General features: G+C 74.6%; 16 protein-coding genes and 1 pseudogene. 10 read left to right on the forward strand and 7 right to left on the reverse strand.

The window, feature by feature from the left end:
* Positions 1–467: 467 nt before the first annotated feature.
* Positions 468–1532 (reverse strand): aldo/keto reductase, encoded by a 1065-nt coding sequence (locus ABZ495_RS15045; RefSeq protein WP_359836115.1) that lies wholly within the window; start codon positions 1530–1532, stop codon positions 468–470.
* Between the two features lie 127 nt (positions 1533–1659).
* Here ABZ495_RS15045 and ABZ495_RS15050 point away from each other — a divergent pair, with 127 nt between their 5' ends.
* Together ABZ495_RS15050 and ABZ495_RS15055 are read left to right on the forward strand one after the other, a co-directional pair.
* Entirely contained in the window at positions 1660–2514 is an 855-nt protein-coding gene (locus ABZ495_RS15050; protein ID WP_359836117.1) for a helix-turn-helix transcriptional regulator, read from the forward strand.
* 210 nt (positions 2515–2724) lie between these two features.
* A complete protein-coding gene (locus ABZ495_RS15055) occupies positions 2725–2922 on the forward strand; it encodes a hypothetical protein (RefSeq protein WP_359836119.1) in 198 nt (65 codons plus the stop codon).
* Here ABZ495_RS15055 and ABZ495_RS15060 read toward each other — a convergent pair.
* The 4 genes from ABZ495_RS15060 to ABZ495_RS15075 all read right to left on the reverse strand — a co-directional run bounded on the left by ABZ495_RS15060 (position 2900) and on the right by ABZ495_RS15075 (position 6546).
* Entirely contained in the window at positions 2900–4045 is a 1146-nt protein-coding gene (locus ABZ495_RS15060; RefSeq protein ID WP_359836121.1) for a DUF6596 domain-containing protein, read from the reverse strand. The two genes, ABZ495_RS15055 and ABZ495_RS15060, sit on opposite strands and share 23 nt — an antisense overlap.
* Positions 4042–4449: a YciI family protein gene (locus tag ABZ495_RS15065; RefSeq protein ID WP_359836123.1), complete on the reverse strand. Its 408-nt coding sequence runs from the start codon at positions 4447–4449 to the stop codon at positions 4042–4044. The genes ABZ495_RS15060 and ABZ495_RS15065 overlap by 4 nt, the downstream gene beginning before the upstream one ends.
* A 710-nt stretch (positions 4450–5159) precedes the next feature.
* Positions 5160–5840 carry an excalibur calcium-binding domain-containing protein gene (locus ABZ495_RS15070; protein ID WP_359836125.1) on the reverse strand — a complete coding sequence of 227 codons (681 nt, stop codon included), beginning with the start codon at positions 5838–5840 and terminating at the stop codon, positions 5160–5162.
* Positions 5841–6003: 163 nt separating this feature from the next.
* Entirely contained in the window at positions 6004–6546 is a 543-nt protein-coding gene (locus ABZ495_RS15075) for a GNAT family protein (RefSeq protein ID WP_329485372.1), read from the reverse strand.
* Positions 6547–6691: 145 nt separating this feature from the next.
* On the opposite strand from ABZ495_RS15075, the gene ABZ495_RS15080 reads away from it, so the two are divergent.
* On the forward strand, positions 6692–7420 hold the full coding sequence (locus ABZ495_RS15080; RefSeq protein WP_359836127.1) for a dienelactone hydrolase family protein: 729 nt from the start codon (positions 6692–6694) through the stop codon (positions 7418–7420).
* 49 nt (positions 7421–7469) lie between these two features.
* Here the strand turns inward: ABZ495_RS15080 and ABZ495_RS15085 are convergent, their stop codons facing one another.
* Complete coding sequence (locus ABZ495_RS15085) at positions 7470–7946, reverse strand: hypothetical protein (RefSeq protein ID WP_359836129.1); 477 nt, start codon at positions 7944–7946, stop codon at positions 7470–7472.
* 215 nt (positions 7947–8161) lie between these two features.
* Here ABZ495_RS15085 and ABZ495_RS15090 point away from each other — a divergent pair, with 215 nt between their 5' ends.
* From ABZ495_RS15090 to ABZ495_RS15115, 6 genes and pseudogenes are all read left to right on the forward strand, one after another.
* On the forward strand, positions 8162–9352 hold the full coding sequence (locus ABZ495_RS15090) for a hypothetical protein (protein WP_359836131.1): 1191 nt from the start codon (positions 8162–8164) through the stop codon (positions 9350–9352).
* Between the two features lie 38 nt (positions 9353–9390).
* A pseudogene (locus ABZ495_RS15095) lies at positions 9391–9856 on the forward strand (ADP-ribosylglycohydrolase family protein); the annotation flags it as partial.
* A 96-nt stretch (positions 9857–9952) separates the two neighbouring features.
* Positions 9953–11017 (forward strand): hypothetical protein, encoded by a 1065-nt coding sequence (locus ABZ495_RS15100; RefSeq protein ID WP_359836198.1) that lies wholly within the window; start codon positions 9953–9955, stop codon positions 11015–11017.
* A 107-nt stretch (positions 11018–11124) separates the two neighbouring features.
* A complete protein-coding gene (locus tag ABZ495_RS15105; protein WP_359836134.1) occupies positions 11125–11904 on the forward strand; it encodes an SAM-dependent methyltransferase in 780 nt (259 codons plus the stop codon).
* A gap of 802 nt (positions 11905–12706) precedes the next feature.
* Complete coding sequence (locus ABZ495_RS15110) at positions 12707–14713, forward strand: ATP-binding protein (RefSeq protein WP_359836135.1); 2007 nt, start codon at positions 12707–12709, stop codon at positions 14711–14713.
* Positions 14714–14806: 93 nt separating this feature from the next.
* Positions 14807–15343, forward strand: coding sequence for a GNAT family N-acetyltransferase (locus tag ABZ495_RS15115; RefSeq protein WP_359836137.1), 537 nt, complete (start codon positions 14807–14809; stop codon positions 15341–15343).
* A gap of 58 nt (positions 15344–15401) precedes the next feature.
* Here the strand turns inward: ABZ495_RS15115 and ABZ495_RS15120 are convergent, their stop codons facing one another.
* Complete coding sequence (locus tag ABZ495_RS15120; RefSeq protein WP_359836139.1) at positions 15402–16619, reverse strand: glycosyltransferase; 1218 nt, start codon at positions 16617–16619, stop codon at positions 15402–15404.
* 147 nt (positions 16620–16766) lie between these two features.
* Here ABZ495_RS15120 and ABZ495_RS15125 point away from each other — a divergent pair, with 147 nt between their 5' ends.
* The gene (locus tag ABZ495_RS15125) at positions 16767–17915 is read left to right on the forward strand and encodes a winged helix DNA-binding domain-containing protein (protein WP_359836141.1); all 1149 of its coding nucleotides are present in this window, start codon (positions 16767–16769) and stop codon (positions 17913–17915) included.
* Positions 17916–18300 lie beyond the last annotated feature (385 nt).

Consider the following 18300-nt stretch of genomic DNA (forward strand, 5'->3'; position numbering starts at 1 on the left):
CCGCCACACGGTGAGCATCCCCGGGCGCCACTCCCCGCCGAGCCGGATCTCCACCAGCCGCCACCGCCGCACGTCCCGGGATGCTCCGGGCAGGGTCATCAGCTCGCGCGGCGCCCGCTCGGCATCGCCGGGCCGCTCGGGCGGGCGGACGGGGCGGGAGAACGGAACGGCCGAGGTCATGAACCCATTATTCGATTGTTTGTTCGAGTGATCAAACGTCAGCTGCACGGGCCGCCGGACGGGGGCCCTGTGCCGGCGCGCGATATCCGTCCCGTGCGCGAACTGGTGGTCACCAAGATCCACACAGCCGATCCATGATTCCTGAGTCGTGACGCGCTGGTTGGAACCTGGTCACGAGAGTGGGAACCGGTCCGACCGTCGCCGACGCGGAAGCGATCCGGACGTGGCTCGCCCGGACGGTGATCGACCCCGGCTCCGGACTCCGGCTCCCGCCGCCGGCGGCCGGGTCAGCGGCGGCTCTCGATCCGCAGGCCGCCCGTGGTCACCCGGCGGATCGGCTCGCTCACCAGCAGCTCGTGCGGCTGGCCGAGGGCGATCGCGCCCGCCGCGTCGAGCCGGGCCAGCTGGGCGTCCGTCAGCTCGACCGCCAGGGCGCCCAGGTTGTCCTCCAACTGGGCGCAGGTGCGGGCGCCGAGCAGCGTGCTCGTCACGCCCGGCTTCCGCAGCGTCCAGGCCAGCGCCACCTGGGCCGGAGTGTGCCCCAGCTCGTCGGCCACCTCCCGGACCACCCCGGCCACGCCGAGGCTGCGTTCGGTGAGGGTTCCCAGGGCGAGGTTGTGGCTCCGGCGGGTGCTCCCGTCGGGGCCGGCGCCCGTCGCGCCCACGTCGTCCCGGCCGTACTTGCCGCTGAGCACCCCGCCGCCGAGCGGCGAGTACGGGACCACGCCCAGGCCCAGCTCCCGGGCCATCGGGATCAGGTCGCGCTCCGCGGTGCGTTCGATCAGGCTGTACTCGAGCTGCAGCGCGACCAGCGGCGACCAGCCGCGCAGGTCCGCGATCGCCTGCATCCGGGACACCTGCCAGGCCGGGGTGTTGGAGATCGCCACGTACAGCACCTTGCCCTGCCGGACCAGGTCGTCCAGGCCGCGCAGCACCTCCTCCGCCGAGGTCCGGAAGTCCCAGACGTGCAGGTACAGCAGGTCGAGGTAGTCGGTGCCGAGCCGCCGCAGGCTGCCCTCCACCGAGCCGAACAGCGCCTTGCGGTGCCCGCCCCCGGAGTTCGGGTCGCCGGGGCGGCGCAGGGTCGAGTACTTGGTCGCCAGCACCAGGCGTTCGCGCTCCTCGTGGGCGAACTCACCCAGCAGGCGCTCGGAGCTGCCGTCGGTGTAGGTGTCGGCGGTGTCGAGGAGGTTGCCGCCGAGCCCGACGTAGCGGTCGAACAGCTTGCGGGCCTCGGCCCGTTCCGCGCCCCATCCCCATTCGGTGCCGAAGGTCGCGGTGCCCAGGGCCAGCGGTGAGACCCGCAGTCCCGAGCGGCCCAGCAGCCGGTAGTCGTCGAGGGCCAGTGCCATCGGGTTCTCCAGTGTTCGCGTGTGTTCGTGTTCCCTTGCCGGGACCGAGTCTGCAGCGACGGCGGGTCCCGGATAAGGGAGGGACTTTCCTGGGAAGACCGGTCCCACCCTGGCGGTTGGACCGGTCATGACGACCCGCACCATGGACACCACCGAGGAACTGGCCGCCTTCCTGCGCAGCAGGCGCGAACGGCTGGACCCGGACCGGCTGGGCCTGCCCGCGCACCGGCGGACCCGGCGAACGCCCGGACTGCGCCGCGAGGAGGTCGCCGAGCTGGCCGGCGTCAGCACCGACTACGTGGTCCGGCTGGAGCAGGGCCGGGGGCTTCGGCCCTCCGCGGAGGTGCTGGCGGCGCTGGCCCGGGCCCTGCGGCTGGCACCCGGCGAACGCGACTACCTCTTCGACCTGGCCGGACGGCGCCGCCCCGGCACCACCGGCGGGCCGGCCGCTGGTCCGGCGCCGTCGCTGGCCCACCTGGTCGACGACCTCTCCCCGCTGCCCGCCGCACTGCTGGACCACCGCTACGACCTGCTGGCCTGGAACCCCGAAATGGCCCGGCTGCTACCGGAGTTCGACGCCGTTCCGCCGGAGCGGCGGAACGCGATGTGGCTCTGCCTGCTGCACCCGCCGATGCGCGGCTTCTACGCCGACCGCGAGAGGGTGCTGCGGGACGGCGTCGCCCATCTGCGCGCGGCCTGGGCCGCCCACCCGCAGGACCGGGCACTGGCCGGGCTGATCGCCGAATTCACCGCGCAGGACGAGGACTTCGCCCGGCTCTGGGCAGAGCGGGAGGTCCGCGTCAACGGCCGCGGTCGTAAGCTGCTGCGGCACCCGGCCGTCGGGACGATCGCCGTCGACTTCGAGGTCCTGCTCCCGCTGGAGGACCCGGAGCTCCGGCTTCTGGTCTACCGCGGAGCGGACGACGAGAGCCGCGTAGCCCTGCACCGGCTGTGCGGCGGTGACGGGCGCCAGGAAGGCTGACAACGCACGGCTGGTGGCAGGAAGCGTGACCACTTGCGCTGGATGGTGTCGACGCCGAGGTGGGTGAGGACGCCGTGCCCACCGTTCTTCCCCCCCGGACGTGCAAGGTGTCCCTGGACAAGCGCCGCCTGCGCCGCGCCTTCGGGCCCGGGCTACCGGACGGTCGGGGCCGCGCCTTCGGGCCCGGGCTACCGGAAAAGCGGCGCGACCGTGATCACTCCCGTCCGGATCTCCCCCGCCGTGCGGACGGGCCCGCTGTTCGGCGGGGAGGTCTCCGTGCACAGCCCGGACGGCCGGCACGGACGCGACACCCGGCAGCCGTTCGACGTCGAGGTCGTCGAACGGCTGCCGACGGAGGACCGCTCCGAGCGCCGGGTCCGCCGCGTCACCGGCGCAGCTGCGCGTTGAGCCGGGCGGCCTGCCGGGTGAGGTGGTCGCGTTCGGGGAGGGTGGGCGCCGACCGGGCGGCCTGGGCGTAGAGCCGTGCCGCGGTCGCCGGATCACCGTCGCGCTCGTGGAGGTACGCCGCGACGGCGGTGTACCGCGGCAGGGCGGGGTCGAGCTCCGCCAGGGCGGCCAGCCCCGCCCGGGCGCCGTCGGCCTCGCCCACCGCGACGGCCCGGTTGAGGCGTGCCACCGGGCTGTCGGTGAGCCGTACCAGCTCGTCGTACCACTCGACGATCTGCACCCAGTCGGTCTCCTCGGCGGTCCGGGCGTCGGCGTGGAGCGCGGCGACGGCCGCCTGGGCCTGGAACTCGCCCAGGCGGTCGCGGGCGAGGGCGGCCTGGAGCACGTCGACGCCCTCGGTGATCAGCCGGGTGTCCCACAGGCCGCGGTCCTGCTCGGCGAGCGGCACGAGCCTGCCGTCCGGGCTCGTCCGGGCCGGGCGCCGGGCGTGGTGGAGCAGCATCAGCGCCAACAGGCCCGCGACCTCCACGTGGTCGGTGCCGGCCGCCAGTTGGCGGGTCAGCCGGATCGCCTCGGCCGCGAGGTCGACGTCCCCGGAGTACCCCTCGTTGAAGACCAGGTAGAGCACCCGCAGCACGGTGGCGACGTCACCGGGCCGGTCGAAGCGGACGCCGGAGACGGTCCGCTTGGCCCGGCTGATCCGCTGGGCCATGGTCGCCTCCGGCACGAGGTAGGCCTGCGCGATCTGCCGCGTGGTCAGGCCGCCGACCGCGCGCAGAGTGAGCGCGACGGCGGAGCCCGGCGTCAGGGACGGGTGCGCGCACAGGAAGTACAGCTGGAGCGTGTCGTCCACCGCCTCGCCCCGGTCGGGCACGGGCTCGGCCTCGACCAGGTCCTCGCGCCGCCGCCGGGAGGTGTCGGCCCGGACGGCGTCGAGGTACTTGCGCCAGGCCGCCGTGACCAGCCAGCCCTTCGGGTCGCGCGGCGGGTCGTCCGGCCACCTGCGCACGGCCTCGACCAGGGCCTCCTGTACGGCGTCCTCGGCCGCCGCGAAGTCCGCTCCGCGACGGACGAGGACACCGATCACCGCGGGCACCAGGGCCCGGAGCAGTGCTTCGTTCACTCGGTGGCCGTGCACTTCTCGCCGTAGAACGGGCGCACCTCAAGCCACTCGTGGATGGGCTCGCCCCCCGCGCCCGGGGCCGCCGACAGCTCGCCGGCCAGCTCGACCGCGCGCTCGTAGGTCTCCACGTCGATCACCATCCAGCCGGCGATCAGGTCCTTGGTCTCCGCGAACGGACCGTCGGTGACCGGGGGCCGCCCCTCGCCGTCGTAGCGGACGAACGTGCCCTCCGGGGAGAGCGCCTGGCTGTCGACGAACTCGCCGGTGCCCTCCAGCCGGGCGGCGAAGTCACGCATGTACTGCACGTGGGCCGTCACCTCCTCCGGCTCCCACTGGTCCATCGGCACGTCGTTGACCGCCGTCGGCGCGCCCCGGTAGTGCTTGAGCAGCAGGTACTTGGCCATGACGTTCTCCTTGGTGAGGTACGGCCCATTGTGGCCGTCTTCACCCCTGGGACGGAGCCGGGCGCGGGTTCTCGACATCCCTTCGCGAACTTTCTTCCACGGTTTTCGGGGCCACCGTGCTCCGGCGGGGGATCGTCCGGTGCTCGGCGTCGCCGTGGTCGAAGGTGTGACGGAAGGACCGGTCCGGGCAGCGGCACCGTGACGCGTCGGACGGGTCCGGCGGGTCCGGCGGGTCCGGCGGGTCCGACGCGGGCGGGTCGGTCGGGTCCATCGGGAGATGTCCGGTCACGGCTTTCCGTCGTGAATCGCTCGACTGGCCGCCTTCGCAGATCCGTTTCTGCAGACACCTACTTCGTCATGCACCCGGGCAAGAAGTTCGGCGACCGATTGAAGCTGCGCTCCGTGATCTTCTCCTGAGCGGTCAGGACTACTGAGCGTTCGGCTCATGGCGGCTGGTCCCGCCCACCCGGCGGGACCAGCCGCAGTAGCGCGTGGAGCGAACCCTCCCCAGGACGTTCGGGCATGCCGGTTCATTGAGGGGCGGGGAAGGAGACGGGCGGAGCCACTCCTCCTGGGAGCACCGCCCGCCTCACGTCCGTCCCCGCACCCACCGCCGTACGGCTCCCGGCCGAGCGCGCTCCTGGCGCCCCTGCGGTCCGGATCACCGTCGGGTCGGACCGGCCGTGGCGCCGCCCCTCCTCCTCCGGGGCTCAGCGCTCGCAGGCGACGCCGTCGCCGTCGGCGTCGAGCCCGGCGCGGTAGCCCGGGTCGCCCCGGTGCAGCGGTGCGGCGCCGGCGGCCTTCGCGGCGGCGCAGTTCTTGTAGTAGGCCGCCGCCGGGGCCTGGGTGGTGGGTTCCGGCTCGCTGGTGGGGGGCTTCGGGGTGGTCACCGGCGGCTTGGTCTCCGGGACCGGCGGCTTCGGCGGAGCCGGGGCGGCGGCGGCGGGGGTGCTGGGCGCGACCGGGACGGGCGCGGGCACCGGGGGCGCGGTGGTCGGCACCGGGCTGGGTGCGGCGGGCGGCTCGGTGGCGGCGGGTTCGGGCGCGGCCGGGGCGGGCGGGGTGGTGGGCGCCGGCGGGGTGGTCCCGGCGGGCGGGGTGGTGGGCGCGGCCGGCTCGGCCGGGGCGGAGCTCACCGGGCTCGGGGGCTTGCTGTTCTGCTCGGCCTTGGAGTCGCCGGAGGCGCCGATCAGGATCAGCAGCCAGACGGCGGCCAGCACGGTGACGGCGAGCTTCGCGCCCTTGGTGAGCCGCTTGGAGCGCCACGCCCACAGTGCGCCGAGCGGCGGGAGCAGCCAGAGGGCGAGCACCCGCAGGGCAATCTGCCCCTTGGTGCGCGGGGGCAGGGGCGCCGCGGCGGGCGCGGGGGTGTGGACATGGGTCGAATTCACGCGGATTCCCCGGGTCAAGATCACAGGTGGTAGGCGCACATTGTGCCGCAACCGTGAACGGCTTCGACCGGTATTCCACACATCGGGCACCCCGGCCCCGGGAGTGGGCCCCGGGGCCGGGCGTTCCGTCAGTTGGCCACCCACCTGGCCACCCGCCCGCCGCCTACGATTCGGCGGAGGTCCGGCGGGCGGCCGCCTCGTCCCGCAGCACGCTGTAGCGAATGCTGTCGCGCCACTGCCCGTCGCGGAACACCACGTTGCGCAGCACGCCCTCCTGGGTGAACCCGGCCTTCTCCAGCGCGCGTTGCTCGGCGAAGTTCTCCGTCTCGGTGTCGGCCTCCACCCGGGCGACCGGCGAGTACGCGAACAGGTAGTCCACCAGCAGGATCTGGGCCCGAGTCCCGATGCCCCGCCCTCGCGATCCGGGGAGCAGCTGGATACCCATGCTCCAGTAGTACGAGCGCGGCACGACGTCCACCCGCCGCCAGCCGACGAACCCGTGGAACTCGCCGCCGGCAGCGACGGCCAGCTGTCCGCGGTCGTCGCCCAGCAGCCGGTTCTCGGCCCACCGCCGCCGCCAGGACCCGGGGTCGGTCCAGCCGAACCACTGGAACGTCCCGACCGCCTCCGGGTTCTGGACCAGTTCCTCCAGCGTGCCCAGCTCGCTCTCGGCCACGGGGCGCAGTGTCACATTGTCATATGGCATGCGGTGAAGTGTAGTTTCGGCCATCGGGGGCCGGAGAGGATTCTCACCGCAGGGTGGACGGGGGCGGCGGAGCCCGCACCTGCTCCGTTTCGCTGTGGGGAAAGTCCGCCCCGGTCCGGAGCGACGATCCGTACAGTCCGATCTCATGACGATGGTCACCACACGCACGGTCACCTATCCCGCCGACGGCCTGACGATGGCCGGGCACCTCGCGCTTCCCGCCGGGGTCGACCGCCGGCCCGCCGTCCTGATCGGCCCCGAGGGGCCGGGCCTGAACGACTTCCAGCGCCGCCGGGCCGACGCCCTCGCCCAACTGGGCTACGTGGCACTCGCCTTCGACCTCCACGGCGGCGGACACTGGTTCACCGACCCGCAGGAGATGCTGGCCCGCGTGATGCCACTGCTCGCCGACCCCAGCCGGATGCGGGGCATCGGCCACGCGGCCCTCGATGTACTGCGCGCCGAACCGCGGACCGACCCCGACCGGATCGCCGCCATCGGCTACGGAACCGGCGGCGCGATCGCGCTGGAACTCGGACGCGACGGTGTCGACCTGCGGGCGATCGGAACGGTCAACGCACTGACCACGGGCCGCCCGGGCGAGGCCGCGCGGATCCGTTGCCCCGTGTGGGCCGGGGTCGGCTCGGAGGACCCGATCATGGCCGCCGGGCAACGGGACGCCTTCGCCGCCGAGATGCAGGCCGCCGGCGTCGACTGGCGTCTGGTGGTCTACGGCGGGGCCCTGCACGCCTTTCACCACCCGCCGGTCGACCAGAGCGTGGTCCCCGGCGTCGGCCACCACCCGCGGCACGCGCGGCGGGCCTGGCGCGACATCGTCGGCCTGCTCGCCGAGTGCCTGCCCGTGACGGGGTGAGCGGGCCGACCGTGACACGGCCGCGGGAGTGTCCGGACAGGCCGTCGCCCTAGGACCAGGAGACCTGGGCCCGCGTACCGGCCGAACGGACATCCACCAGATCGAACCCGTCCTGCCGGCGGATCACATGACGGATGCCCTCCGGCACCGAACTGCGGACGAACCCCACCCATCCGACGCCGGTCGCCTTCCGGAGGAGCCACTCCACCGCCTCCATCACCACCCCGAACTCGTCCTCGTGAACACCGGTGCGAAGGGTGAGCGCCCAGGGGGCGCGCCCCTCGGGATCCGCCCGATCGACGGCACGGACCAGCAACGCGGTGTCCGCACCGGCGAACGAGTGGCTCGCCGATCCGCCGTCGAAGACCGGCCACGGCTCGTGGCCGGAGTCCTCCCAGTCGACGGCAGCATGCGTCGCCGGTGCCCGGTCGGCCTGACCCAGGAGCCATCTCACCTCCTGTACGACCGACGCCGGGAGGTCCGACGGAAGATCCACAGCCAGGAACAGGTCGTAGTAGTCGCTCACCCCCCGAACCTAGCCCCCAGCACCGACACTCCCGGCTGTCGGACCGCACGGACCTGGGTCCCCGGGCGAGCGGATGGGCCGTCAGGTCACCCGCTCGGATGGAGTATCGTCCGGTGATCGCACCGGTTCGAGCGGTCCGCACCGATCGGCAGTCCGTACCGGTCGGCGCCCGGGCCCGGTCGGCGAGCGTACCGGCCGTGCCATCGAGGAGAACCGTGACCCTGCGCCCACCCGCCCTCGGCCGCGGCCGGGCGGCGGCCCTGCTCGCCGCGACCTTCCTGGCGTTGAGCGGCTGTACGAGTCCCGGCGGAGGCAGCGGGCCGGAGGCGGCGCCGACGCCGGCCGGGCCGCCGCTCGCGGGGCCCGGCCGGCTGGTGGTCGCCCGCTGCGAGCGGTGGGCCGCGCCGTCGCCGACCACGGCGGACGGCAAGGTGCACGTGGTGACCGTCACCGCCCACGCGGCCACCGACGGCAGGGAGGAAGCCCGCCGGGTCGCCACCCTGCCGGACCTGGCCACCAGTGCCACGCTCTGCGACCCGACCCTGACCACAGCCGTCTCGGCGACCGCCGACCGGCAGGCGTTCAACGCCGACTTCTCGCTGATCGCCGGCACCGTGGCACCGCACTCGGGGGCGATGAAGCGGGCGGCCGCCTTCACCCTGCCCGGCGGACGGGCAGCCTCCACCGCGCCGGCCGACGGGCCGGGCGAGGATCGCCGACCGCTGTTCCAGGAGGGCACCTCCGTCCTCTGGTACGAGACCGCAGGCCGGAAGCTGACCAGCCGTGACCTCGCCGTACGCGGCGCCGAGCCCGCGTCCCGGGGCACGGCCCCCGGCGAGGATTTCGCCCTGGACGGCGACCGCCCGTGGCCGGCACGCCCGTTCGGCACCAAGCCCGAGGGAGTCTCGGTCGCCCCCGGCGGCACGGTAGCGGCCGGGTACACCCAGCAGAACGCGGTGCTGTGGCGCGACGACCAGGTCACCGGAAGCACCCTTGGCGTCGTCGAACCGCTGCTGCTCGGGACGCCCGCCGAACCGGGCCACCAGGTCGTGCCGGGTTCGGCGGGCGTACCCAGCGGCTGCGTTCCCAGGCTCTGGCTCGACGGCGGCCATCTGCTCTGCGGGACACGCGACAACCTCTACCGCGTCGGGTTCGCAGCCGACTTCAGCCGGGTCGAGGGCGTGGACGCACTGCTCCCGCCCGAGAAGCGCTTCGTCTGGGGAGCGGTGCTCTCCCCCGACGGCAAGGCGCTCGCCTATCTGTCCGCCGCCGACGGGACCGAGTCCATCCACCGGGTCGACCTGGTGCCGGACGCCGTCCCGGTCAAGCTGGCCGACCTGCCCCCGACCGCCCCCGCCACGGACGACCCCGAGAACGGCTTGCCGCACCTGGTGGCCTGGCTGTGAACCGGGGGTACCGAGATCCTCAGCAGCCAGGGAACGGGATGAAACGGATTCAGCGGGTCACCGGCACGGTCGTCGGCTCGGCGGTGGGCGACGCGCTCGGAGCCCCGTTCGAGTGCGGCCCCGCGGCGCCTTCTCCACGCGGTTCCCCGTATCCGGTGACGGTGTCAGCGCCGGTGGCGCCGGCGAGATGTGCGGAGGTGGCGGCTGGGATCCGGGTGAGGCGACCGACGACACCCAGCTGGCCGTGCTGGTGGCGGAGTCGCTGCTGCAGCGCGGTGGACTGGACCTGCCGGACATCTTCGGCCGCTTCCAGCGGTGGGCGGCGTCCGATCCCGAGGACATCGGCCTGCAGACCGAAGACGTCCTGACCAAAGGCATGGCCTGTGGGACATGGCCGCCGCGATCCACTTCCAGGTGAACCTGCGGGCGGCGGGCAACGGATCGCTGATGCGGGCCTCGACCTCCGCGGTGCACTTCGCCGGTGCCGGACGGGCGGCCACCATGCGCACCCGGGACCCCGGGGGCACTCACCCGGCAGGGGGAGGGAGATCGTTCCGGCGGCTGACGGCGCACCGCCACGGACGGTGCACCGTGGGGAACATGACGAGTGCCGAACGGACGATGAGGGCGCTCCCGAGCGCCCGGTGGCAACGGTGGCCGGGTTGGGTGGCCCGGGCCACCCTGCTGTGGGGGGCGCTGTACGCCGCCTTCGGCCTGGCGTGTGCGCTGAGCGGGACCTCCCTGCTCCCTCGCGGCGGTGACTCGGCCGCCGCCGCGCTGAGTTGGGCGGTCGTGGCGACAGGGGCGCTGGCGACGACGGCGAGCGGGGCGGTGGTGCGGTACGGACTGCGGCCCGCGCTACGGGTCCTGCTCCTGGTGACCTGCGGGCTGGCGGGAATCACCGCGTTCAGCCTGCTGATGGACGTGATCACGCTGCTGTTCGGTCAGGGCGTGGACTACCCGGCCGCCGCGGCGAACAAGGCCCTGGCAGCGGTCGGAGCGGGCCTGCTCGCGGCCACGGCCCGCTCCGAGGGGGCCGGCGAAGCCACCGGTACCACCGGAATCGGCAGTACCGGCGGTACCGCTGTGCGGGCGCCGACCGCTGCGCCGCGGGCCGTCCAACTAGCCGCCTGGGCCGGGACACTGGCCTTTCTCCCGTACGCGGCGATGAAGCTGGTCTGGGCGTCCGGCGGGACGTTCGCGGGAGTCACCGGTGCGGAGATGCTGGCGATCTCGGAGCGGAACGGCGCCTCGGGCGTCTTCCTCACCCTGGAGTCCTGCGGCCTGGACCCCACCGCACTCCTGGCCGCGCTCGGCGTCCTCCTCCTCTGGGGCCTGGTCCGCCCGTGGGGACAGGTCTTCCCCCGCCCGCTGCCGTTCCTCCGCGGCCGGCGCGTGCCGCGCTGGCTCCCGCTCGCCCCGGCTCTGCTCGGCGCCGCCACGCTCGCCCCGTACGGCGTGGTGGGAGTCGGATACCTGGCCCTGGCCGCGGCCGACGTGGTGACGATCCGGCCCGGTGACTTCCCCTCCTCGGGCGACGCGCTGCTGGTCGGCTGGATCGGGCTGGTCGCCTTCGCCGTCTACGGCCTCGCGCTGACCGTCGCGGCCCGCTCCTACTGGCTCCGGACGCGACCTGCCCGTCGGGCGGGTGTCGGCGCGGAGTGATCGGTGGCGTCCGGCCTCGGCAACAACGGTGTCGAGCGGCTGGACGAGCTGGTCTCGGTCGACGGCCTGTCTCCGCTGGAAGCGGCCGCGCGTCACCCGCACGCGTGGTGAGCCTGTACCCCACCCTCGACCCAGCACCTGCGGGACGAGCCGTCGACCTCCTGCTGTCCGAGGACGCGGGCTGCTTGGACCCGGTCCGGCGTGGCAGGGAGTTCCTCCACCACGCCGTCGGGCTCCTCGCCGAGCACGGCCTGGAGCAGTTCCTGGACCTGGGCTGCGGTCTGACGACCGGCGCGCCCGGCACCGCGCTCGCCCCGATCCACAGCTCGGTCCTGGCCGCGCAGCCGGGCGCTCGGGTCGTCTACCTGGACCACGACCCGGTCGTCATGGCGCACGCCCGGGCGCTGCTCGACGCCCCGGCACCGGCCCGGATCCGACACCTGCGGGCCGACCTCGCCGCACCCGGCGCGGTGCTCGCGACTCTGCGGGAGCAGGTGGGCCTGGACTGGGAACGCCCCGTGGCGGCCGTGCTCGGCGACGTCCTGCACGAGCTGAGCGACCCGCAGGCCCGGTCCCTGCTCCCTGCGTCGCACCAGGAACTGCCCGCCGGCAGCGTGCTCGTGCTCGGCCACCGCACCGCGGGCACCCACAACCCGGGCCGCGCCGCACGCGTGGCCGCCTGCTGGGCACGGGCCGACCTGCCGTGGCACCCCCGCACCCCGCCCGCCGTCATTGCCCTCCTGGGCGGCTGGGAGCGGCAGGCGCTCGGCGCCGAACCCACGGGGGGCCGTGCCGCGCCGGGCGGGTACGCGGTGGTGGCGGTCGGCGGCACGGCGCGCGCCCCCGTCACGCACGACAGCGGGGCCAGGGCGGCCCTCGAACCGTAGGCGGCGCGGCGGCGTCGGGCCGGGGGGGAGGGCACCTCCGGTCCGGCCGGCATCGATCGCCTGACACGCCGTCGGCCTTGTCCGGTGTCCGCAGTCCGGTCCGCGGGAGTATGCGGTGTGACCCCGTCGACGAAGCTGGGCCGGCGTGCGGGAACTGGCGATCACCGAGGCGCCGTCCGTGCTCGGGCTGCGCCGACCCCCTCGGCGAGGCGGCCTCGATGGACCTCGCTCTGGCCACCGGCCGGGGCCCGCGATTCTCCCGGGACGAACGGCCCGGTGCTCGGATCCGAGCAGCTCTGATCATTCGATCGTCAGGTTATAGTGCGCACGTCAAAATGTACGGGCAGGCCTCTGCGGGGCCGCCCTGACGTCGGATCACCTCCGCCGTCCCGAAGCAGGAACCGATACGACGTTGCCCAGAACGCGAGTTGCCGTCCCGGTCACGGCGCGGAGAGTCGAACTCACCCGCCCGGACACGATGCACGGATCCGCGTTCCGCCGCCTCCGCCGCCCACTCGCGGGCGGGGCTCCTCGGTCCCTCGCCGCGGCCCGCGGCCCCGGTCGCCGGAGACCCCGCCGCCGCTCGGCCCCCGTCTGAGAGCGAAGTCGGCCGCTCACCCCTTACGTCACCGTCACCCGGCGCTCCTCGTGCGCCCGCGCTCTCCGAGAGGTCCGCCCCGTCATGGTCGACCCCCGCTTCAGCATCCTGTCCGGGGACCGCGCCGCCGAGCACGCCCCCGTCACCACCGCGGACGGTACGCACACCACGGACCACCGCCGGCACGAGGAAAGAGGAGCCGCCATGGCAACCGTCGGAGAGCGGCTGAGCAGCGCCCGGGTCCGGGCCTTCATCGGCCGCGACGAGGAGCTCGCCCACTTCGCCCGCGCCCTGGCCGGGGACCCGCAGGCGCCGTTCGCGTTCTACCTGTCCGGTCCGGGCGGCATCGGCAAGTCGACGCTGCTGCGCCGCCTCACGGACCACGCCCGCGCGGCGGGACGGCCCCTGCTGGAGCTGGACGGCCGCTTCGTCAGCCGGGACCCGGCCGACTTCGAGCGCGTCGCCGCCTCCTTCCTGACCGTCCCCGGCACGGTGCTGTTCCTCGACTCGTTCGAGCACTGCCAGTGGCTGGAGAGCTGGCTGTGGCAGCGCTTCCTGCCCCGCGCCGCCGCCGACACCCTGGTGGTGCTGGCGGGCCGCCTCGCGCCCCAGCCGCAGTGGGCGGCCGATCCCGCCTGGGCCGGACTCCTCCACGTCAGTGAACTGGGGCAGTTCACCGAGGAACAGGCCCGGAGCCTGCTCACCACCGCGCAGGTCCTGCCCGAACTGCGGGAGCGGGTGCTCCGCTTCGCCGGCGGCAACCCGCTGGCGCTCTCCCTGGCGGCCGCGTCCGGCATGGCGGACTGGACGAGGGAGGAGGTCTGGGCGCCCTCGGCGGATGTCCTGCGCACCCTGCTGTCGGGCCTGATCGGCGAGGTGCCGACGGCGGCCCACCGCCGCGCGCTGGAGCTGGCCGCCCAGGCCTACTCGACCTCCGAGGAGCTGCTCGCCGCCGTCCTGCCCGAGGAGGACGCCCACCCGCTCTTCACCTGGCTGCGCGACCTGCCGTTCATGGAGTCCTCCCACCGCGGGCTCCACCCGCACGACGCCGCCCGCGAGACGTTGGCCGCCGACCTCCGCTGGCGGGCCCCCAACGCCTTCGTGACGATGCGCCGGCGGCTGGCCGAGGAGTACCTGCGCATCCTGCGGGAGGCGCCGGAGGAGCGGGTCTGGACCGTCACCGACGAGCTGTTCTACCTCTTCCGCGAGGGGGAGATGGTCGCCCGTCTGCGCACCTTCTCCCGCGAGGACGAGGTGCACGACCGGCCCCTCCACCCGGACGACCTCGACACGGTGCTGCGGATGGCCGAGCAGACCGAGGGCCCGGCCTCGGCGGAGCTCGTCCGCTACTGGGCGCGGCGCCAGCCGCAGGCCTTCAGCGTCTACCGCCTGGTGAGCACGGGCCGCATCGTGGCCTTCACGGCCCGCCTCGCCCTGCCCGCCCCCGCCGACCCGGAGGACCTGGCCGCCGACCCGGTCGTGGCGGCCGCCTGGGAGTACGCCGAGGCCGCCGGGCCGGTCCGGCCCGGCGAGCACATCGGCGTCAGCCGCTTCTCGGTCTACCCCGAGCGGTACCAGGTGCCCTCGCGCGTCATCGACCTCAGCAGCTCCCGTGCCCAGGCGGAGTCCGCCCGCGCCCGCGGCCGCGCCTACGGCTTCGCCGTCTGGCGGGACGCCGAGACGTGGTCGGCGCGCGTCAAGGGCAGCCTCGCCGACACCGGCGCCCGGCCGCGGGTCGGCGAACACACCTACGGCCTGTTCGCGGTCGACTGGCGCCAGGTGCCCGTCGAGACCTGGCTCCGCCACTTCATAGCGGCCACCGCCGTGCCCACCCGGGCCGGGCCGTCAGGCGTCTCGCGCGCCGCGTTCGACCAGGCCGTCCGCGATGCCCTGACGCACTGGCGCGACGCGGGCGCCTTCGCCGCCTGCGCGCTGCTCCGCACCCGCCTGGCGGCCGACTTCGGCGAGCCCGTCGAGGAGTTGCGCGCCCTGCTGCGCGGGAGCGTCGACGACCTCGCCCGCGATCCGCGCGGTGTCCGCGCCCGCGACGCCGTGACCGCGGGCTACTTCTCCGGTGCGCCCACCCAGGAGGCCGCCGCCCGCCGGCTGGGCCTCCCCTACGGCACCTACCGGCGCCATCTGCGGCAGGGGCTGGACCTGCTCAGTGAGGCGCTGTGGCGGCTGGAGCTGCACGGTCCCGGTCCCGAGTGAGGCGGCGCGAGCGCACGCGTGTGCCGGCCGCCCCCTCCCGGCACCGGCAGAAAGCGGCTGGTCACGGGCGCCGGACTGTGGTTCCATGCCGCGATGAGGAGTGAGAGCGTGTCCGGCCCGGGCACCGCCCCGGGGGTGCGGTGTCGTGACGACCGTGACCTCGCCGCGTGCGTGCGGGTCCTGGCGGAGGTCCATGCGCGGGACGGCTACCCGGTGAACTGGCCCGAGGCGCCGACGTCATGGCTCACGCCGCCCGCGCTCATCGGCTCGTGGGTGGCGGAGCTGGACGGCCGGATCGCCGGCCATGTCGTCCTGTCCCGCAGCGGCGCGGGCGACGCGGCGCCGGGGCTCTGGAGCGCTCGGGCGGGGGTGGGCGTCGACGGGATGGCGGTGGTCAGCCGACTGTTCGTCGCCCCGTCCGCCCGTGGCCGCGGGATCGGCGCGCTGCTGATGGCGCGGGCGGCCGAGGAGGCCCGGGCCCGCGCTCTGCACCCGGTGCTCGACGTGGTGGTGTCCGACACCGCCGCGGCCGCGCTCTACGAACGCCTCGGCTGGCGGCTGCTGGCCACCGTCGAACAGCGCTGGAGCCCGGAGCAGCTGGTCGCCGTCCACTGCTACGCCGCCCCGTAGCGCGCGGCGACGGCGGACGCTCCGCCCGGCCGCGAGGAGGCCCGGGCGAGCCCCGGTCTCACCGGCCGTACGCCGTGTCGATGTGGGCGAGCACCGGGGCGGCGCCGTCCTCCGTGGCGATCCGCAGGGCGAGTTCGGCCGCGCGGCTCCGGTGGACCGGCTCGGTCGTACAGGCCGTGATCGCGGCCCCGAGGGCTTCGGCGCTCAGCTCCTCGAACGGCAGCACCAGCGGGGCGACGCCCAGCCGGTGCAGCCGGTCCGCCCAGAAGGGCTGGTCGGCCATGACGGGGACCGGTACGGCCGGTACCCCGGCGCGCAGCCCGGCCCCGGTGGTACCCGCTCCGGCGTGGTGGACGACGGCGGCCGTGCGGGGGAAGAGCCAGTCGTGCGGTACGTCGCCGATGGCGAGGACGTCGTCGCCACCGCCGCCGAGGTCGGCCCAGCCCGCCTGGACCACCGCACGCACCCCCGCCCGCTTCACCGCCGCGGCCACCAGGTCACTGAGCCGTTCCCCGTGACCCGGGGCCATGCTGCCGAACCCGATGAACACCGGTGGCGGCCCGGCCTGGAGGAAGTCGACCAGCTCGGCCGGGGGCCGCCAGCCGTCCGGCCGGGCCGGCCACCAGTAGCCCGGGACCTCGACCCGGGTCGGCCAGTCCGCCGGCCGCGGCAGCACGGAGGGGCTGAAGCCGGCGAAGACCGGGCGGCGGTCGGCCGCCGACGGTGCCGGTGCCGCTTCGGGCAGCCCGAGGCGGGACCGCAGCCGGGTGGCGGCGCCCGCGAAGAGCTGGTCCCGGCGGCGCACCACGTCGTGGCCCGCGGCCAGGTTGCCCTCCGGTCCCAGGCCGTCGGCGTCCGTCGCACCGGGCAGCGCGAACTCCCGGGTGGCGAACGCCGGTACGAGGTGGGTTTCGAGGACGGGCACGCCGAGCGCCTCCCCGGCCGTCTCGCTCAGCGGAGCCGGGGCGAAGGCGGTGAGCACCAGGTCGGTACCGTCCGCCACGGCCCGCTCCACACCGTCGGCGAGCCCGTCCACGTACGCCCTCGTCAGCGCCCGGGCCTCCTCCCGCGACGCCGCTTGGGACCAGCCGCGGATCAGCTCCTCCGGGTCCCCCGGCAGCGGCCGGTACCCGAGGCCGCACCCGCCGACGAGTGCGGCGAAGGCCGGATGGGCCGCCACGGCGACCTCGTGTCCGGCGTCCAGCAGGCGTCGCCCCAGGCCGGTGAACGGTGCGACGTCGCCGCGCGACCCGGCGGTGATGATCAGAATCCGCATGCCGCGATTCTCCCCGACGGGCGCCGCCCCGTTCACCGTTCCCGGGAGCCCACCAGCCGCTCCGGGCGGGAGGCGGTACCGGCACCCCTCGTCGGCTGCCCCGGCCCGCGGGTTTCCCGGGGAGCGGCGAGCCGGGAGAATGCGGGCATGGTGATCACGGCGCGCGCCCTCAACCGCTCGACCCTCGCCCGGCAGTTGCTGCTGGCGCGGGAGCCGATCGACGCCGCCGACGCGGTGCGGCGGGTGGTCGCCCTCCAGGCGCAGGAGCCCGCCTCGCCCTACCTGGCACTGTGGAACCGGATCAGCGGATTCGACCCGGCCGGACTCGACAGCGCCGTGGCCGGGCTGCGGGTGGTGCGGTCGACGCTGATGCGGATCACGCTGCACCTGGTCCACAGCGAGGACTACCGGGCCTTCCGCGAGGCCGTGGAGCCGACCCTGCGCGCCTCCAGGCTCGGCGACGCGCGCTTCACGGCGTCCGGGCTGACCGCCGCCGACGCCGACGCCCTGCTTCCCGGGCTGCTGGACTTCGCCGACCGGCCGCGGACCGGCGCCGAGGCCCAGGCCTGGCTCGGCGAACGCCGCGGCACACCGGTCGAGCTCCCGGCGTGGCGGATGCTGCGGCAGTACGCGCCGCTGTGGCACGTGCCCGCCGGCGGGCCCTGGTCGTTCGCCCCCCGGCCGTCGTACGTCGCCGCCGCCACGCGGCCGGTGCTGACCGACCCGGACGCCGTCCTCGACAGCACGGGGCCGCTGATCCGCCGCTACCTGGAGGGCTTCGGCCCGGCCTCGGTGGCGGACATGGCGCAGTTCGCCATGATCCAACGGGCCCGCGCCAGAAAGGCCGTGCAGGCACTCCGCGACGAACTCGAAGAGCTGGAGGGCCCCGACGGCACGGTGCTGTTCGACCTCCCCGGCGCGCCCCGGCCGGACGAGGACACCCCGGCGCCGCCCAGGCTCCTGCCGATGTGGGACAGCACCCTGCTGGTCTACGCCGACCGCAGCCGGGTCCTCCCGGCCGCCTACCGCAAGCTGGTGATCCGGGTGAACGGGGACGTGCTGCCGACCCTGCTGGTCGACGGCCACGTCGCCGGCGTCTGGCGGAGCGTCGACGCGGGGATCGAGGCCACCGCCTTCCACCCCCTCCCGGAGGAGGTCTGGGAGGCGCTGGCCGCGGAGGCCGGTGCGCTGTTCGCCTTCCTCGCCGACCGCGACCCGCGGGTCTACCGGCGCTACGACCACTGGTGGGCCAAGGGCCTGCCCGCCGCCGAGACGCGTCTGCTCACACCGGCCTGATGCCGTCTGATCCATCTATCGATATTGAGCGCATGATCCGTCACCGGGGCGGCAGGGATCCGCACGGTTTCGACGCCGGCGGAACGCGGAGGCGTACCGTACATCCGACAAGCCACGGTGATGACGCGCCCGATTGGCGCAGCTCGCCGAACCGGCGGGCCGGTACCGATCGGCCGTGCTTCCGAGGGTGCTCCGGAAGCTCCGACGGCCCGCGCGGCAGCGTCGCCCACGAACGACAAGCTACGGCCGCGTAGGTCTTGACACCTTTTGACCTCCCTGACACCTTCATGGCTAAAGCTGCTCACAAGGCGCTCGATTCAATCATTTATAAGCAGATTCGGCGCGCTCTTGCGTCACGTGCCCAATGCCGCCGCCCCACCGCGCG

The sequence above is a fragment of the Kitasatospora sp. NPDC005748 genome, from assembly GCF_040630735.1.
GTDB lineage: Bacteria > Actinomycetota > Actinomycetes > Streptomycetales > Streptomycetaceae > Kitasatospora.

Bases quoted from the DNA above. Each gene is read 5' to 3' on its own strand.
- ABZ495_RS15045 (WP_359836115.1), bottom strand. From the start codon at position 1,532: ATGGCACTGGCCCTCGACGACTACCGGCTGCTGGGCCGCTCGGGACTG.
- ABZ495_RS15050 (WP_359836117.1), top strand. From the start codon at position 1,660: ATGACGACCCGCACCATGGACACCACCGAGGAACTGGCCGCCTTCCTG.
- ABZ495_RS15065 (WP_359836123.1), bottom strand. From the start codon at position 4,449: ATGGCCAAGTACCTGCTGCTCAAGCACTACCGGGGCGCGCCGACGGCG.
- ABZ495_RS15075 (WP_329485372.1), bottom strand. From the start codon at position 6,546: ATGCCATATGACAATGTGACACTGCGCCCCGTGGCCGAGAGCGAGCTG.
- ABZ495_RS15080 (WP_359836127.1), top strand. From the start codon at position 6,692: ATGACGATGGTCACCACACGCACGGTCACCTATCCCGCCGACGGCCTG.
- ABZ495_RS15100 (WP_359836198.1), top strand. From the start codon at position 9,953: ATGACGAGTGCCGAACGGACGATGAGGGCGCTCCCGAGCGCCCGGTGG.
- ABZ495_RS15110 (WP_359836135.1), top strand. From the start codon at position 12,707: ATGGCAACCGTCGGAGAGCGGCTGAGCAGCGCCCGGGTCCGGGCCTTC.
- ABZ495_RS15115 (WP_359836137.1), top strand. From the start codon at position 14,807: ATGAGGAGTGAGAGCGTGTCCGGCCCGGGCACCGCCCCGGGGGTGCGG.
- ABZ495_RS15120 (WP_359836139.1), bottom strand. From the start codon at position 16,619: ATGCGGATTCTGATCATCACCGCCGGGTCGCGCGGCGACGTCGCACCG.
- ABZ495_RS15125 (WP_359836141.1), top strand. From the start codon at position 16,767: ATGGTGATCACGGCGCGCGCCCTCAACCGCTCGACCCTCGCCCGGCAG.